This window comes from Pseudomonas sp. AC239 (genome assembly GCF_979258545.1).
On the sequence record NZ_OZ409864.1, the window covers coordinates 823,999 to 840,373 of the forward strand.

A 16,375-nucleotide genomic window follows, 5' to 3' on the forward strand; every position below is an offset into this window, starting at 1 on the left:
CACAGGTTTGGGTTCTACACACATCCAATGGGGGAGCGAGCCTGCTCGCGAAGAGGCCAGCACAAGCACCATCACTTTTCCGATGTCAGCGCTTGCCCATCGACCGACGCGTGCCCGGCGGCGCCATGCCCGGGGTTTTGGTGTGGCCATTCTTCGCGCCATTCTTGTACCACGGCTGATTCGAGCCTTTCGCCGAAGCCAGCTCGCCCGGTTTGAACGGGAACTTGAACGCCGGGATCTCGGCCTTGGTTTCGCTGGTGTCAGCCACTTCAGCCGGGACGTCGCTCACAGCGTCGTCTACCGGCGGTTGGGTCGGGGAAGTCATAAAAGCTCCGGGAACAAAAAGTCGGCCCGATCAGTGAGCCGCAAAGGCGCGCAGTATACCTGTGCGCTCTGGCTCGGCATCTGAAGATTTGCGGGATGCGCTGAACGGCTGCCAGGCACTGTCACTGCGTGATGATATTTCAGTTCATGCGGTGTTGAACGTCACTCAACAATTGCGAGGTGCTCTCCAGCAACTGCTCAAGAAGCGCGTCATCTTCATCCATATAGCCTTCGTATTCGGCGAGATTGCGCCGCTCATGGCACAGCGCAAACAATCGCACCTGAACCTTGCTGCTTTGAGTGGTATGGATCAGGCACTGGAATACCAGATAGCGCTTGTCCGATCGATAGCCACTCAGGCGAAGAGCTGTCAGCGCCAGCGCGTGAGCGGCGTTGTAGGCCAAATCGAACCGGCTGGAAAACGACAGTGTGCAAGTGTGCGCATCCTTGAGCTGTCCAAAGCCGAGCGCATCAGACCTTCACACTCCTTGCGGTCAGGTGGCTCCGCTTTCAGTACACCGCTACGTAGAAGATTCTCCAGACTCTCGTTGCTGCCCATCCTTGGACTCCAAAGGGTTTGCCCACGACAGATCGATTTTTTCCTGCTGCATCACTCGCATGACAAAACTGTTCTGTGCCGCCAGCTTACTGGCCCAGTCTTGCGGGGTGTACAGCGTCGGGTTTATGGGACGCCCCAATTGCTCCTCCAACGGCATGAGTCGCTCCATCAACTCACTGTAGTGCAGGCCTTCGCCAATCAGCATGAGATCTATGTCACTGAGTGTGTTCGCCGAGTTTTTGGCGATGGAGCCATACACGAACGCCCACGTGATCTGTTCGGCAAACGGTTCTAATGCCTGACGAAGAGGCTCGGCAACACCGAATGTCTTGCGCGTGATGCCCAGAAGCTCCGCGTAGATAGGACATGCGGGGTTGGCCTGGTAATGGGTCTGGTTACCCACTCGAGTCATACTGAGGATCCCCGCTCTTTGCAATCGATCAAGTTCACGCATCAGGCCGCCTTTGCCAACCTGTGCCCAGCGCACAATTTCGTTGGCGTAGAACGTCTGGTCAGGCTTGCCGAACAACAATCCCAACACTTTTTGCTGGGTGGCGGTGAACAGGGCTTCGCTTAAAGAAAAGTTTTCCACTTGGCCCGCCAAAGAGTCTCAAAAAGGGAACGATAGGTCCCTTTTAGGGACTTATCAACTCAACGGCAATCGCAGCCAGTGCAATTAACGTCGGAAACTGACAATCCTGACAGCCAGCCGTCACCCTGCCGACCGCCTGACCGGTTTATAACTGGACAATCTGCCCAAACTCCAGACTTCGGCGCCGCGCATGTCCATCCAGAAAAACAAAATCCTGCTGGCCACTCTCCTGATTCTGCTGGCAGCCGCCGGCCTGTGGTTCGCGCTCAAACCAGCGCCGGCCAAACTGGCCAGTCCGACCGCCATCCCGGTACGCGTCGTAACGGTCAGCGCCAAAGACGTGCCGCGCTATACCAGCGGCATCGGCTCCGTACTCTCGCTCCACAGCGTAGTGGTGCGCCCGCAGATCGACGGGATCCTGACGAAGATCCTGGTCAAGGAAGGCCAACTGGTCAAAGCAGGCGACCTGCTCGCCACCATCGACGACCGCTCGATCCGCGCGAGCCTTGACCAGGCCAGGGCGCAGTTGGGCGAGAGTCAGGCGCAGTTGCAGGTCGCGCTGGTCAATCTCAAGCGCTACAAATTGCTCAGCGTCGACGACGGCGTGTCGAAGCAGACCTTCGACCAGCAGCAGGCGCTGGTCAATCAGCTCAAAGCCACGGCGCAAGGCAATCAGGCCTCGATCGATGCCGCGCAGGTGCAACTGTCCTACACGCAGATTCGCTCCCCGGTCACCGGGCGCGTCGGTATTCGTACGGTCGATGAAGGCAACTTCCTGCGCATGACCGACACCCAGGGCCTGTTTACAGTTACGCAGATCGACCCGATCGCCGTCGAGTTCTCGCTGCCGCAGCAGATGCTGCCGACCCTGCAGAGTCTGATCAGCGATCCGCAACGCGCCCCGGTCAAGGCCTACATCGGAGCCGATACTGATGGCGAAACCGGCAATCTGCTCGGCGAAGGTCAGTTGACCCTGATCGACAATCAGATCAACGCCAACACCGGCACCATCCGCGCCAAGGCCGAATTCGCCAATGCCAGCCAGAAGCTCTGGCCGGGTTTGCTGGTGACGGTAAAAATTCAGACGGCTGTGGATAAAGATGCGCTGGTGGTCCCGCCGACCGTCGTACAACGCGGCCTCGAACAACACTTCGTTTACCGCGTGCAGGACGACAAGGTCGAGGCGGTACCGGTGCAGATGGTTTATCAAGGCAGCGGTCAGGACATCATCAAAGGCGTCAACGCCGGTGACGTGCTGGTGACCGACGGCCAGTCGCGGCTCAAACCGGGCTCAAGCGTGCAAATCATGAGCGAACCGCCGCAAGTGGTGCAGGCGGAGCCCAAGCCATGAGCTCGCACAAGGGCATTTCGACCTGGTGCATCGACCACCCGGTAGCGACAATCTTGCTGACCATCGCGCTGGTACTGGTCGGCGCAATTGCCTTCCCGCGCTTGCCGATTGCGCCACTGCCGGAAGCGGAATTTCCTACGATTCAAGTCTCCGCGCAGTTACCCGGGGCCAGTCCCGACACCATGGCGTCCTCGGTGGCCACGCCGCTGGAAGTGCAATTCAGCGCCATCCCCGGCATGACCCAGATGACCTCGAGCAGTGCATTGGGCTCAACCCTGCTGACCTTGCAGTTCACCCTCGACAAAAGCATCGACACCGCCGCTCAGGAAGTGCAGGCGGCGATCAACACCGCCGCCGGCAAGTTGCCAAAGGACATGCCGACGCTGCCAACGTGGAAGAAGGTCAACCCGGCCGACAGCCCCGTGCTGATCCTCAGCGTCAGCTCGACGCAGATGCCCGGCACCGAACTCAGCGACCTGGTTGAAACCCTGCTGGCCCGGCAGATCAGCCAGATCGACGGCGTCGGCCAGATCAACATCACCGGTCAGCAACGTCCGGCGATTCGCGTGCAGGCCTCGGCTGACAAACTCGCGGCGATTGGCCTGACGCTGGCCGACATTCGGCTGGCGATCCAGCAAACCAGCCTCAATCTGGCCAAAGGTGCGCTGTACGGCGAATCGAGCATCTCCACGCTGTCGACCAACGACCAGTTGTTCCACCCCGAGGACTACAGCCAGCTCATCGTTTCCTACAAGGATGGCGCCCCGGTTCACCTGCGCGATGTCGCCAAAGTCGTCAACGGTGCGGAAGATGCCTACGTGCAGGCCTGGGCCGGTGATCGTCCGGGGGTGAATCTGGTGATCTCGCGCCAGCCCGGCGCCAATATCGTTGAAACCGTCGACCGCATTCAAGCCTCTCTGCCTGGTCTCGAAGCGATGCTGCCGGCCTCGGTACAGGTGAAAACCCTGATCGACCGCACCCAGACCATCCGCGCCTCACTGCATGAAGTCGAAATCACCTTGCTCATCGCGATCTTGCTGGTGGTCGCGGTGATGGCGCTGTTCCTGCGCCAGTTGTCGGCGACGCTGATTGTCTCGGCGGTGCTCGGCGTCTCGCTGATCGCCAGTTTCGCCCTCATGTACATCCTCGGCTTCAGCCTGAACAACCTGACGCTGGTGGCGATCGTTGTCGCGGTCGGCTTCGTCGTGGACGATGCGATCGTAGTGGTGGAGAACATCCATCGCCATCTCGAGGCCGGCGATGACATGCGCGAGGCGGCGATCAAGGGGGCCGGCGAGATTGGCTTCACCGTCGTTTCGATCAGCTTCTCGCTGGTGGCGGCATTCATTCCGTTGCTGTTCATGGGCGGCGTGGTCGGGCGACTATTCAAGGAATTCGCCCTGACCGCGACGTCCACGATCATGATTTCCGTGGTGGTGTCGCTGACGCTGGCGCCAACCCTTGCCGCGCTGTTCATGCGTAAGCCGGTACATCACGCCAACGCCAAACCCGGTTTCAGTGAGCGCTTGCTCGGCTGGTACGAAAAGGGCCTGCGCCGCGCCCTCGACCATCAGAAACTGATGATCGGCGTGTTCGGGCTTTCGCTGGCGTTGGCGGTCGCCGGGTACATTTTCATTCCCAAGGGTTTCTTCCCGGTACAGGACACCGGTTTCGTCCTCGGCACCACCGAAGCCGCTGCGGACATTTCCTACGGCGACATGGTGAAAAAACACTTGGCGATGGCCGAAATCGTCGCGGCCGATCCGGCGGTGCAGGCGTTCTCGCACTCGGTCGGGGTGTCCGGCAGCAACCAGACCATCGCCAACGGGCGCTTCTGGATTGCTCTGAAAAAACGTGGCGATCGCGATGTCAGCGCCAGCCAGTTCATCGACCGCATCCGTCCGCAACTGATGAAAGTCCCCGGCATCGTCCTGTATTTGCGCGCCGGGCAGGACATCAACCTCAGCTCCGGCCCGAGCCGTGCGCAGTACCAATACGTACTCAAGAGCAACGACGGCGCGACCCTCGCCACCTGGACCCAGCGCCTGACCGAAAAACTGCGCAGCAATCCGGCGTTCCGCGACATTTCCAACGATCTGCAACTGGGCGGCAGCATCACCCACATCAGCATCGACCGCAGCGCCGCCGCGCGTTTCGGCCTGACCGCCAGCGATGTCGACGAGGCGCTGTACGATGCATTCGGCCAACGGCAGATCAATGAATTCCAGACCCAGGTCAACCAGTACAACGTGATTCTCGAGCTGGACACCAAACAGCGTGGCAAGGCCGAGAGCCTCAACTATTTCTACCTGCGCTCACCGCTCAGTGGCGAGATGGTGCCGCTGTCGGCCCTGGCCCGATTTGACGCGCCAACCATCGGCCCGCTGTCGATTGCCCATGACGGCATGTTCCCGGCGGCGAATCTGTCGTTCAATCTCGCCCCCGGCGTGGCGCTGGGCGATGCGGTGATTCTGCTCAATCAAGCCAAGGCCGAGATCGGCATGCCCACCGCGATCAGCGGCAATTTCCAGGGAGCGGCGCAGGCGTTCCAGAGTTCGCTGGCCAGCCAGCCGTGGCTGATTCTGGCGGCGCTGGTGGCGGTGTACATCATTCTCGGCGTGCTTTATGAAAGCTTCGTGCATCCGCTGACGATCATTTCGACCCTGCCGGCAGCAGGCCTCGGCGCGGTGATCATGCTGTGGATCTGCGGCCAGGACTTTTCGATCATGGCGTTGATCGGGCTGGTGCTGCTGATCGGTATCGTCAAGAAGAACGGCATCCTGATGATCGACTTCGCCCTTGAGGCGCAGCGCCAGCGCGGACTGCCGCCGCAAGAAGCGATTTTCGAGGCGTGCATCACCCGGTTCCGGCCGATCATCATGACCACCCTCGCCGCCCTGCTCGGCGCATTGCCGCTGATGCTCGGCTACGGCACCGGCGCCGAACTGCGCCAGCCGTTGGGCATTGCCGTGGTCGGCGGTTTGCTGGTCAGCCAGATGCTGACGCTGTTCACCACGCCGGTCATATACTTATGGCTCGAGCGGCTGTTTCACCGGCACTCACACCCACCAGCCCCAACGCCCGCAACGGCACTGGCGACCACAGACTGAGGCGGTCATGCGCGTTCTGATTATCGAAGACGAAGAAAAAACCGCGGATTATCTGCACCGCGGCCTGACCGAACAGGGCTACACCGTCGACCTTGCCCGCGACGGCGTCGAAGGTCTGCATCTGGCGCTGGAATGCGACTACGCGGTGATCGTCCTCGACGTCATGCTGCCGGGGCTCGATGGCTTCGGCGTACTGCGCGCATTACGTGCGCGCAAGCAGACCCCGGTGATCATGCTCACCGCCCGCGAGCGCGTCGAAGACCGCATCAGAGGCCTGCGCGACGGCGCCGATGACTACCTCGGCAAACCGTTTTCCTTCCTCGAACTGGTCGCCCGTCTGCAAGCGCTGACCCGCCGCAGCGGCGGCCACGAACCGGTGCAGGTGACCATCGCCGACCTGTGGATCGATCTGATCAGCCGCAAGGCCACCCGCGCCGGCACACGCCTGGACCTGACCGCGAAGGAGTTTTCCCTGCTCAGCGTCCTCGCCCGGCGTCAGGGCGAAATTCTCTCGAAAACCGCCATCGCCGAGATGGTCTGGGACATCAATTTCGACAGTGACGCCAACGTCGTCGAAGTCGCGATCAAACGCCTGCGCGCCAAGCTCGACGGGCCATTCAACGAAAAACTGCTGCACACCATTCGCGGCATGGGTTATGTGCTGGAGAGCCGTGGTGTCCAGTAACTCGATTGCCCTGCGCCTCAGCGGCATGTTCACGCTGGTGGCGCTATTGGTGTTTCTGCTAATTGGCGGCGCGCTGTATCAGCAGGTCGACAAGGGCCTGGGATTGTTGCCCGAAGCCGAGCTGGATGCGCGTTACAGCGTGCTCGAATCCACCGTCGGCCGTTACGGCACGCCGGAGCATTGGGTGAAGATCAACAACAAGCTCAAGCTGCTCGGCGAGGAAGACAAGCGCATCAGCTTCTGGATCAGCAGCGGCGATCCGCGTTACGAATACGGCAACCTCACCCCGCAGATTCGCGCCGCCATCAATGGCCCGTTGGGCATGCACGATCTGCAACTGCCCGATCAACCCTACCCGCTGAAAGTACTGGTCAGTCAGTTCCCCGCCAAGGATCAGCGCCCGCCGCTGCGTTTCATGATCGGCATCGACACCGAGACGCTGCATCAGACCCAGCATCACTTGCTCATCGCCCTGATCAGTCTGGCGATTCTCGGCGTGCTGCTGGCCTCGGCATTGGGCTATTGGGTCGCAAGAATCGGTCTGAAGCCGTTGATCAAACTGTCGCAGGAAGCCCAGCGACTGGCACCACCGCTGCGCGCCGGACGCTTGCGCCTGTCGCCGCTGCCGCCGGAACTGGAACAGTTTGTCGAGTCGTTCAACTCGACCCTGGAACGGGTCGAACTGGCCTATTCGCGGCTGGAATCGTTCAACGCCGACGTCGCCCATGAACTGCGCTCGCCGCTGACCAACCTGATCGGCCAGACCCAGGTCGCGCTGACTCGCGGGCGCTCCGCCGAACACTATTTCGAAGTGCTGCAATCCAATCTCGAAGAGCTGGAACGGCTGCGCTCGATCATCAACGACATGCTGTTTCTGGCCAGCGCCGATCAGGGCAACAAGGCGACCAAACTGACCTCGACGTCGCTGGCTGACGAAGTGGCGACGACGCTGGACTATCTGGATTTCATCCTTGAAGACGCGCAGGTTGAAGTGCAGGTCAGCGGCGATGCGCAGGTGCAGATCGAGGTCGCGCATCTGCGCCGGGCGCTGATCAATTTGCTCAGCAACGCGGTGCAGCACACCGAACCGGGTCAAGTGATCGAAGTGCGCATCGAAGTTGAAGAACATCAGGTGAGCATCGGTGTGGCCAACCCCGGATCGCCAATTGCCAGCGAGCATCTGCCGAGGTTGTTCGAGCGCTTTTATCGGGTCGATGCGTCTCGGCGCAACAGTGGCAATAACCATGGGTTGGGGCTGGCGATCGTCAAGGCGATTGCGCTGATGCATGGCGGGGATGTGTTTGTGCGTAGTGATCGGGGCATGAACACCTTCGGCATTCACCTTCCGGTCTGAATGCTGCGCCAAGCCCTGTGGCGAGGGGATTTATCCCCGCTCGGCTGCGCAGCAGTCGCAAAATCCTGTGCACAAGCTCTAAGAATCTTTGAGGCTGGAATTCTTGGGGCCGCTTCGCAGCCCAACGGGGATAAATCCCCTCGCCACAGGCCACCATCACGCACAGACCGGGTTGTTACCCGTGCCGATCTTTGCTTTAGCTGTAACAGTCATTTATGAAAATCATGCTGTTTCCCAACCTTCGGCAACCTTATCTTTGCCCGCACCAAACAGCACTCGCCAAGCGAGAAGGTTTTCAAGATGTCCAACAGTATGGGTATTGCCAGCGCGTTCGTTTTGTCCTCATTGATCCTGTCGCCGATGGCGATGGCTGAAGAATCGCAAACGTTCGTTGCGCAAAAAGTCGCCCGCGCGCAGGCATTCGATCAGCATCAGGCCGAGGTGATGGCCAAGGCGCAAGACGCGACGCAGTCCCCGCAGGCCGCTAATTCCCAGACTCAAGCGCTCGAGAAAGACAGCTGAGTCGCACCGCGAAAGGTTTCCCTCGACGCGGTTGTTTGGCTCTTCCCGTTCAACCGTCGTCACTCCAGGCCGCTGCCGTTCAGCGGCCTTTTTTCGTTGTGGTCTGAAAGCTGTCTGGTGCGTCTGTAACAACAAGAAACATCAAAGTCGCTCAAGAAACAGAGCGGCCCGCTGACCCAAGGAGCTCCACCGCACGTGTTTTACCCTGCCCGCCTCACCCCGCTGTTCATTGCAATTGCCGCAAGTATTGCCCCCGCCGTCCACGCCGATGAGTCAGCCCAACAGGGCTTCGTCGCAGGCTCGAGCCTCAATCTCAACGCCCGCAACTACTACATGAATCGCAACCGCCTGCAGAAAGCGGACGACAATATCGAGTGGGGCCAGGGTTTTCTCGGAGTGTTCCAGTCTGGCTATACAGAAGGCACGGTCGGCTTCGGCGTCGATGCTCACGCCATGCTCGGCCTGAAACTCGACGGTGGTGGCGGTACCGACGGTTCGAGCATCCTGCCGATCAGCGATGGCAGCGGCAAAGCGCCGGGCTCCTTCTCCACTGCGGGTGGCACGTTGAAGCTGCGCGCCTTCGATACCGAGCTGAAGGCCGGTAATCTGTTTCTCACCAACCCGGTGATTGCCGGCGGCGACACGCGCATGCTGCCGCAGACCTTTCGTGGCATCAGCCTGAGCAACCACAGCTTCGACGGCTGGCTGATCGAAGGTGGCCAGGCCAGCTTCACCAAGCCGTATAACCAAAGTGGCCACACGCGAATCGGCACGTCCTACGGCACGCTGGCCGATGGTGATGACAGCCAACACCTGAACTGGGCCGGTGTGGCCTGGAGCGGTGTTGAAGGCCTGACCAGCAGCCTTTATGCCTCTGAGCTGAAAGACATCTGGAACCAGTACTACTATGACCTCGACTACACCTGGCAACTGAACGATCTGGTCAGCCTCAACCCGGGCGTGCACTTCTATCACACGCAAGACACCGGCGAGGCGCTGCTCGGCGACATCGACAACAACGCTTACAGCGTGCATCTCACCGTCGGCATTGGCAGCCACAGCGTTACCGCCGCGTACCAGCGGGTCAACGGCAATACGCCGTTCGACTACATCAGCCAGGGCGACAGCATTTATCTGGACAACTCTCAGCAATACTCGGACTTCAACGGCCCGAACGAACGCTCGTGGAAGCTGAAATACGCTTACGACTTCACCGGTGTCGGCATCCCCGGCCTGACTTCGGCGCTGTCCTATTCACGCGGCACGGTGGACCTGACCAAAGCCGACCCTAACAGCGCAGGCTATTCGAGCTGGTACAGCGCCGATGGCCGCAACGCCAAGCATTGGGAACGCGACATCGATTTGCAGTACGTCGTGCAAAGCGGCCAGGCCAAGAACCTGGCGGTGCGCCTGCAATGGGCGACCAACCGTGGCGGCAACGGCTACGGCGCGATTGATTCGGATACAGATGAATACCGCGTGATCATCGACTACCCGGTCGACGTCTTCTAAGATCGGCGCTGCGTTTTTCAGATCCTGTGATCTACCCTGTGGGAGCGAGCCTGCTCGCGAAAGCTGATTGTCAGTCAACATCTGTGTTGAATGACACACCGCTTTCGCGAGCGGGCTCGCTCCCACAGGTTCGTCCGGCGTCAGCCCAACTAAGCTTATGAAACCACTCCAACCGGCTCCCCATCATGATCGCCAGCCGCACGCCCTCCATCACAGGCCAGACCGGGCGCCCCGAGCGTCTGCTGATCCTCGGCAGTCTGCTGACCGTGATTGCGATGGTGTGCATCGTCACCTTCCTGCTGATCCGCGAGTACGCCAGTGCGCAGGAGACCGCCACCCGTCGCGCCACCACGATTGCGCAATTGATCGACGCCGACGTGCTGCGCACCGTCGAGCTTTACGACCTGACACTGCAAGGCCTGATCGCCGCCGCCCAGCGTGACGACCTGCAGAATGTCTCGCCGCAGATCCGCCATCTGGCGCTGTTCGATCGCTCGACCACGGCGCGCTTCAAGGGCGACATTCTCCTGCTCGACAAGCATGGCGAGGTGATCGCCGACTCCTCGCGCATTGAACCGAAACCGGGCAATTTCGCCGACCGCGATTATTTTCTCGCCCACGCCTTCAACCGCGATATCGGCATGTTCATCAGCCGACCGTTCAAGACTCGCTGCGATTGTGAAGAGGCCGATCAGTGGCGCATCAGCTTCAGCCGGCGCATCTCCTCGCAGACCGGTGAATTCCTCGGCGTTGCCGTCGCTTCGTTGAAACTCGACTACTTCGACGACCTGTTCAAAAGCCTCGACATCGGCACCGACAGCACGTTGAACATCATCAACAGCGACGGCGTGCTGCTCGCGCAGAAGCCGTACCTGCAAAGCGATTCAGTGGGCAAGAGCTTCGGCAATCGGCCCAACGTCGTGCGCATTCTCAATGACCGCGATGGCAGCGGCAGTTTCACCAGTACCTCGAGCATGGATGACCAGCGCCGGCTCTACACCTATTCGCGGGTGGGCAACCTGCCGTTGACGGTGATGGTGGCGCTGTCCAGCGAGGAGGTGTTTGGCACCTGGCGGCGCACGGCGATCCTGATCAGCGGCGCCACCGGCGTGTTGTGCCTGGGGCTGTTGTGGCTGACCTGGCTGCTCGCCCGGGAACTGCGTTTGCGCCATCGCGCCGAACGCGAACTGGCGCAACTGGCTGCCACCGATGATCTGACCGGTGTGGCCAACCGGCGCATGCTCGATCAGACCCTGCGCCACGAATGGTTCCGCGCCCAGCGCTCGGGCCAGCCGCTGTCGGTGATGATGATCGATGCTGACCACTTCAAAGCCTTCAATGACCGGCATGGCCATCAGGCTGGGGATCAGGTCTTGCGTGAACTGGCCAAGATAATCACCGCGAACGTGCGGCGTCCGGCGGATCTGGTCGCGCGGTATGGCGGTGAAGAGTTTTCGGTGATCCTCGCCGAGACCGACAGCGCAGGAGCGCAGCAGATCGCCGAGCAGATTCGCCAGGCTGTGGAAAACTTGCCCTGGGTCGAAGGCGCTGAGCGGGCGATGACCGTGAGTATCGGCATTGCCACGTGGACATCGGCGAGGGAGATGACGCTGGAGCAGCTGTTGTTCGCGGCGGACAAGGCGCTGTATCAGGCCAAGGAAGGCGGGCGTAATCGGGTGGTGGTATCAACCTGAAGTCTTGCAATGGAGGTAATGGCCCCATCGCTGGCAAGCCAGCTCCCACAAGGATTTGAGGTGCGCTGCAAATTTTTGTCTCACCCGTAAACCTGTGGGAGCTGGCTTGCCAGCGATGAGGCCGATAGAGACAAAGCAAAAATCACAGGCATAAAAAAGGCCATCCGAGGATGGCCTTCAAAAAACTAGAGAGGTTTTTTACTTACACGGCCGCAACAGGGCGCATGTAAGAGATTGGTGCGGTGCTGGCGTCTTCGAACGTCACCACTTCCCACGCATCTGTCTGCTCAATCAATTTGCGCAGCAGCTGGTTGTTCAGTGCATGACCGGACTTGAAGCCTTTGAACTCACCAATCAGGCTGTTGCCCAGCAGGTACAGGTCGCCAATCGCATCGAGGATCTTGTGTTTGACGAATTCGTCTTCATAACGAAGACCGTCTTCGTTCAACACGCCATCAGCGTCGACCACGATCGCGTTTTCCACGCTGCCGCCGAGTGCGAGGTTGTGCTTGCGCAGGTACTCGATGTCACTCATGAAACCAAAGGTACGGGCGCGGCTGACTTCTTTTACGAACGAAGTGCTGGAAAAATCCACGCTTGCACTCTGGGTGCGGTCCCGGAATACCGGGTGATCGAAATCGATCTCGAAGCTCACCTTGAAGCCTTCGAAAGGGACGAAAGTGGCGCGCTTGTCGCCGTCTTCCACTGTCACTTCACGCAGGATTCGGATGAATTTCTTGGCGGCGTCCTGTTCTTCCAGGCCTGCCGATTGAATCAGGAATACGAAGGGTCCAGCGCTGCCATCCATGATCGGGACTTCGGACGCGGAGAGCTCGACGTAGGCGTTATCGATGCCCAGGCCAGCCATGGCCGAGAGCAAGTGCTCTACCGTGTCCACTTTGACGTCGCCATTGATCAGCGTCGTCGACATAGTGGTTTCACCGACGTTTTCCGCGCGGGCAGGAATCTGCACCACAGGGTCGAGGTCAGCGCGACAAAACACAATGCCAGTGTCGACAGGCGCAGGCTTGAGGGTCAGATAGACCTTCTCACCGGAGTGCAGGCCTACACCTGTGGCACGGATAATATTTTTCAGTGTGCGTTGTTTAATCATGGCTTGGGCCGCTTCAGCGCAAATTGCGAACTGGTATCAACAAAGGCTGGCGATGATAGCAGACCATGCCTTTGCTGAACACCAATCACCTTCATAGCCCTGATACATTCCATCAATCGGCCTGACGACGCAGGAATGCCGGAATGTCCAGGTAGTCCAGGTCATCCTGCGGATTCATCTTCGCGGCAGCCGCAGCACCGGCCTGAGCCTGGTTGCGCATGACGGTCGGACGGTCCAGATCACGGTAGTTCACTGCAGGCTGCTCCTGACGTGCCGGAGCCGGTTGTTGCACCTGCGCCGAAGCCATCGAGGTGTGAACGGTGTTGTCGATAACCTTCACAGGCTTCTCGATTTTCGCGCCCAGACCGGTGGCAACCACGGTTACGTGCAGCTCGTCGCGCATGTCCGGATCGATAACGGTACCGACCTTGACCATCGCGTGCTCGGAAGCAAAGGCTTCGATGATCGAACCAACGTCGGAGTACTCACCCAGGGACAGGTCAGGACCGGCGGTGATGTTCACCAGAATGCCGCGCGCGCCTTGCAGGTTGACGTCTTCCAGCAGCGGGTTGCGGATTGCCGCTTCGGTGGCTTCACGTGCACGGTTCGGACCGCTGGCGCAGCCAGTGCCCATCATCGCCATGCCCATTTCGCTCATCACGGTACGCACGTCGGCGAAGTCGACGTTGATCATGCCCGGACGCTTGATGATGTCGGAGATACCGCGAACGGCACCGGCCAGTACATCGTCAGCCTTGGCGAAAGCCGACAAGAGGCTTGCGTCTTTGCCGAGGATGGTCAGCAGTTTTTCGTTCGGAATGGTGATCAGCGAGTCGACGCTTTCGGAAAGCATGCGGATGCCTTCGTCGGCGATCTGCATACGCTTGCGGCCTTCGAACGGGAACGGACGGGTCACGACCGCAACGGTCAGGATGCCCATTTCCTTGGCCACTTCGGCAATGATCGGCGCTGCACCGGTACCGGTACCGCCGCCCATGCCGGTGGTGATGAACACCATGTTGGTGCCGGCCAGCACTTCAGCGATGCGCTCGCGGTCTTCCAGAGCGGCTTGACGGCCGACCTCCGGATTGGCGCCGGCACCCAGGCCTTTGGTCACGCCAGTGCCCAGTTGCAGGATGGTCCGCGCGCCGATGTTTTTCAGCGCTTGAGCATCGGTGTTGGCGCAGATGAACTCAACGCCTTCGATGTTGCTCTTGACCATGTGATTGACAGCGTTGCCGCCGCCACCGCCGACACCGATAACTTTGATTACCGGGCTTGCGGGGATGTTGTCTACGAGTTCGAACATTTTCCCTCTCCTTACATTCTCTAGTTTTTTCGCCTACTGCTGTTTGTAGCGGTGTATCTACTGCAGTTGCTTGCCGCTTGAAGCTTGTCGCTCCAGGCTGCTTTTTTAAAAATTGCCCTGAACCCACTTTTTCAGTCGGTCCAGCAGCGGCGCCTGAGGCTCTTCGCTGCTGTAGCTGTCGCGGCTGCCGATGCCGGAGAACGAAACTCCATCGGACTGCTTCTGCAGGCCGTACATCAACAAACCAACGCCAGTGGAATAAATCGGGTTGCGTACCACGTCATCCAGACCTTTCACGCCATGCGGCACACCGAGGCGCACCGGCATGTGGAAGATTTCTTCGGCCAGTTCAGTGGCGCCTTCCATTTTCGACGTACCACCGGTGAGCACGATGCCCGCCGGGATCAGGTCTTCGTAGCCGCTGCGACGCAGCTCGGCCTGGATCAGGGTGAACAGTTCGTCGTAACGCGGCTCGACCACTTCGGCCAGGGCCTGACGCGACAGCTCACGCGGTGGACGGTCGCCAACGCTCGGCACCTTGATGGTTTCACCGGCACCGGCCAGTTTGGCCAGGGCGCAGGCGTAACGGATCTTGATCTCTTCGGCGTACTGAGTCGGAGTGCGCAACGCCATGGCGATGTCGTTGGTCACTTGATCACCGGCAATCGGGATCACCGCGGTGTGACGGATCGCGCCTTCGGTGAAGATCGCGATGTCGGTAGTGCCACCACCGATGTCGACCAGGCACACGCCCAGCTCTTTCTCGTCGTCGGTCAGCACCGAGTAGGCCGAGGCCAGTTGCTCGAGGATGATGTCGTCGATTTCCAGACCGCAGCGACGAACGCATTTTTCAATGTTCTGTGCAGCGTTGACGGCGCAGGTGACCACGTGAACCTTGGCTTCCAGACGCACGCCGGACATGCCCAGTGGCTCACGCACGCCTTCCTGGTTATCGATCACGTAATCCTGCGGCAGGGTGTGCAGCACGCGCTGGTCAGCCGGGATCGCCACGGCTTGGGCGGCGTCGAGTACACGCTCAAGGTCCGCCGAGCTGACTTCGCGATCACGGATCGCGACGATGCCGTGGGAATTCAGGCTGCGGATATGATTGCCGGCCACGCCGACAAAAGCCGAGTGAATGCGGCAGCCGGCCATGAGCTGGGCTTCTTCGATCGCGCGCTGGATCGACTGCACGGTGGATTCGATGTTGACCACCACGCCCTTCTTCAGCCCGCGGGACGGATGCGTGCCGATCCCGACGATTTCCAGCTGGCCGTCGTCCGCGACCTCGCCGACCAGCGCCACCACCTTGGAGGTGCCGATATCGAGACCGACGATCATTTTGCCGCTTTGCACGTTTGCCATGGGTCCTGCCTCTTCTTAATTCTTCGCAACAGCGGGTTGGGCTGTCGTCGGCGCTACGGGTTCCCGCCAGCCAACAGCGAGGCCGTTGGCGTAGCGCAGATCGATGCGCGCAATGTTCGTAATCTGCTCTTTCAGCGTCTTGTCATAGATGGCGATGAAGCGGCGCATCTTTTCCACCAGGTTGCCGCGTCCCAGCAGCAACTCGATGCCGGGGCCGGAACTGCCGGCACCGGTGGTCAGGAACCAGCTGCCGCGTTCACGCAATTCCAGGCGTGCAATCGAAAAGCCCAGCGGGCGCAACATCTGGCTCAGCACCTGATACTGCTGCATCACCTGCTGCTGAGCCCGTTGTGGGCCGAACAGCTGTGGCAGGTGTTCGTAGTTCGCCAGTTCCTTGGGCGTAAACGCCTGACCCTGGTTGTTGAGCAACGACTCGTCGCCCCAACGCGCCACCGGCAATTGCTCTTCGAGGCGGATCACTACCTGATCCGGCCATACCCGCCGCACTTCGGCGTGGGCGATCCAGGGCATCTGCTCAAGCTCGGTACGCATACCGGCGAGGTCGATGGTGAAGAAGCTCGACGCCACGAACGGCGCGATCCGCTGCTGCACCGCCTGCTGGCTGATGTAGCTCAAGTCGCCCTGCACCGCGATCTTGCTGATCGGCCGGTCAGCGTACGGCAGCAAACGCTGCGCGCCTTCATAAGTACCAAAGCCCAGCGCCACCAGCAGCACCGGCCAGAACAGGCTTTTCAGAAAGCTGAAATTGGCTTTCGGCAGGCGCGCGGACATCGGCTCTTTCGCCACCATTCGGCTGGCACCCCGCGGCACCGGCTTGCGGCCGGGTGCGGGTGGCTGATGTCTGAGATGAGCGCCTTGCATGG

13 protein-coding genes and 1 pseudogene are annotated in these 16,375 nt (G+C 60.2%); 7 read left to right on the forward strand and 7 right to left on the reverse strand.

The features are described 5' to 3' along the window. Window positions 1–85: 85 nt before the first annotated feature. The 3 genes and pseudogenes from ACZ0AZ_RS03745 to ACZ0AZ_RS03755 all read right to left on the reverse strand — a co-directional run bounded on the left by ACZ0AZ_RS03745 (window position 86) and on the right by ACZ0AZ_RS03755 (window position 1,475). Complete coding sequence (locus tag ACZ0AZ_RS03745; protein WP_039761398.1) at window positions 86–325, reverse strand: hypothetical protein; 240 nt, start codon at window positions 323–325, stop codon at window positions 86–88. Window positions 326–464: 139 nt separating this feature from the next. Further along, a pseudogene (locus tag ACZ0AZ_RS03750) lies at window positions 465–883 on the reverse strand (hypothetical protein). Then, window positions 846–1,475, reverse strand: a complete 630-nt coding sequence (locus tag ACZ0AZ_RS03755) for a nucleotidyltransferase domain-containing protein (protein WP_463538728.1) — start codon at window positions 1,473–1,475, stop codon at window positions 846–848. The pseudogene ACZ0AZ_RS03750 and the gene ACZ0AZ_RS03755 overlap by 38 nt, the downstream one beginning before the upstream one ends. Before the next feature lie 190 nt (window positions 1,476–1,665). Between ACZ0AZ_RS03755 and ACZ0AZ_RS03760 the strand changes: the two genes are divergently transcribed. The 7 genes from ACZ0AZ_RS03760 to ACZ0AZ_RS03790 all read left to right on the forward strand — a co-directional run bounded on the left by ACZ0AZ_RS03760 (window position 1,666) and on the right by ACZ0AZ_RS03790 (window position 11,703). Next, window positions 1,666–2,826 (forward strand): efflux RND transporter periplasmic adaptor subunit, encoded by a 1,161-nt coding sequence (locus tag ACZ0AZ_RS03760; RefSeq protein WP_129997646.1) that lies wholly within the window; start codon window positions 1,666–1,668, stop codon window positions 2,824–2,826. Continuing rightward, window positions 2,823–5,936, forward strand: a complete 3,114-nt coding sequence (locus ACZ0AZ_RS03765) for a multidrug efflux RND transporter permease subunit (RefSeq protein ID WP_463538729.1) — start codon at window positions 2,823–2,825, stop codon at window positions 5,934–5,936. The genes ACZ0AZ_RS03760 and ACZ0AZ_RS03765 overlap by 4 nt, the downstream gene beginning before the upstream one ends. A gap of 7 nt (window positions 5,937–5,943) precedes the next feature. Next, entirely contained in the window at window positions 5,944–6,621 is a 678-nt protein-coding gene (locus tag ACZ0AZ_RS03770; protein ID WP_039761394.1) for a heavy metal response regulator transcription factor, read from the forward strand. After that, the gene (locus tag ACZ0AZ_RS03775) at window positions 6,611–7,975 is read left to right on the forward strand and encodes a heavy metal sensor histidine kinase (RefSeq protein ID WP_463538730.1); all 1,365 of its coding nucleotides are present in this window, start codon (window positions 6,611–6,613) and stop codon (window positions 7,973–7,975) included. Before ACZ0AZ_RS03770 ends, ACZ0AZ_RS03775 begins: the two co-directional genes overlap by 11 nt. A gap of 300 nt (window positions 7,976–8,275) precedes the next feature. Continuing rightward, entirely contained in the window at window positions 8,276–8,497 is a 222-nt protein-coding gene (locus ACZ0AZ_RS03780) for a hypothetical protein (protein ID WP_039761392.1), read from the forward strand. Window positions 8,498–8,692: 195 nt separating this feature from the next. Next, entirely contained in the window at window positions 8,693–10,009 is a 1,317-nt protein-coding gene (locus tag ACZ0AZ_RS03785) for an OprD family porin (RefSeq protein WP_463538731.1), read from the forward strand. A gap of 185 nt (window positions 10,010–10,194) precedes the next feature. Then, window positions 10,195–11,703 (forward strand): sensor domain-containing diguanylate cyclase, encoded by a 1,509-nt coding sequence (locus tag ACZ0AZ_RS03790; RefSeq protein ID WP_463538732.1) that lies wholly within the window; start codon window positions 10,195–10,197, stop codon window positions 11,701–11,703. Between the two features lie 202 nt (window positions 11,704–11,905). On the opposite strand, the gene lpxC is transcribed toward ACZ0AZ_RS03790, so the two are convergent. From lpxC to ACZ0AZ_RS03810, 4 genes are all read right to left on the reverse strand, one after another. Then, window positions 11,906–12,817, reverse strand: a complete 912-nt coding sequence (gene lpxC, locus ACZ0AZ_RS03795) for a UDP-3-O-acyl-N-acetylglucosamine deacetylase (protein ID WP_007916984.1) — start codon at window positions 12,815–12,817, stop codon at window positions 11,906–11,908. A 112-nt stretch (window positions 12,818–12,929) separates the two neighbouring features. Then, entirely contained in the window at window positions 12,930–14,126 is a 1,197-nt protein-coding gene (gene ftsZ / locus ACZ0AZ_RS03800; RefSeq protein WP_016773283.1) for a cell division protein FtsZ, read from the reverse strand. A gap of 105 nt (window positions 14,127–14,231) precedes the next feature. Further along, on the reverse strand, window positions 14,232–15,491 hold the full coding sequence (ftsA, locus tag ACZ0AZ_RS03805; protein ID WP_016773282.1) for a cell division protein FtsA: 1,260 nt from the start codon (window positions 15,489–15,491) through the stop codon (window positions 14,232–14,234). Window positions 15,492–15,506: 15 nt separating this feature from the next. Then, window positions 15,507–16,373 carry a cell division protein FtsQ/DivIB gene (locus ACZ0AZ_RS03810; RefSeq protein WP_039761388.1) on the reverse strand — a complete coding sequence of 289 codons (867 nt, stop codon included), beginning with the start codon at window positions 16,371–16,373 and terminating at the stop codon, window positions 15,507–15,509. Window positions 16,374–16,375 lie beyond the last annotated feature (2 nt).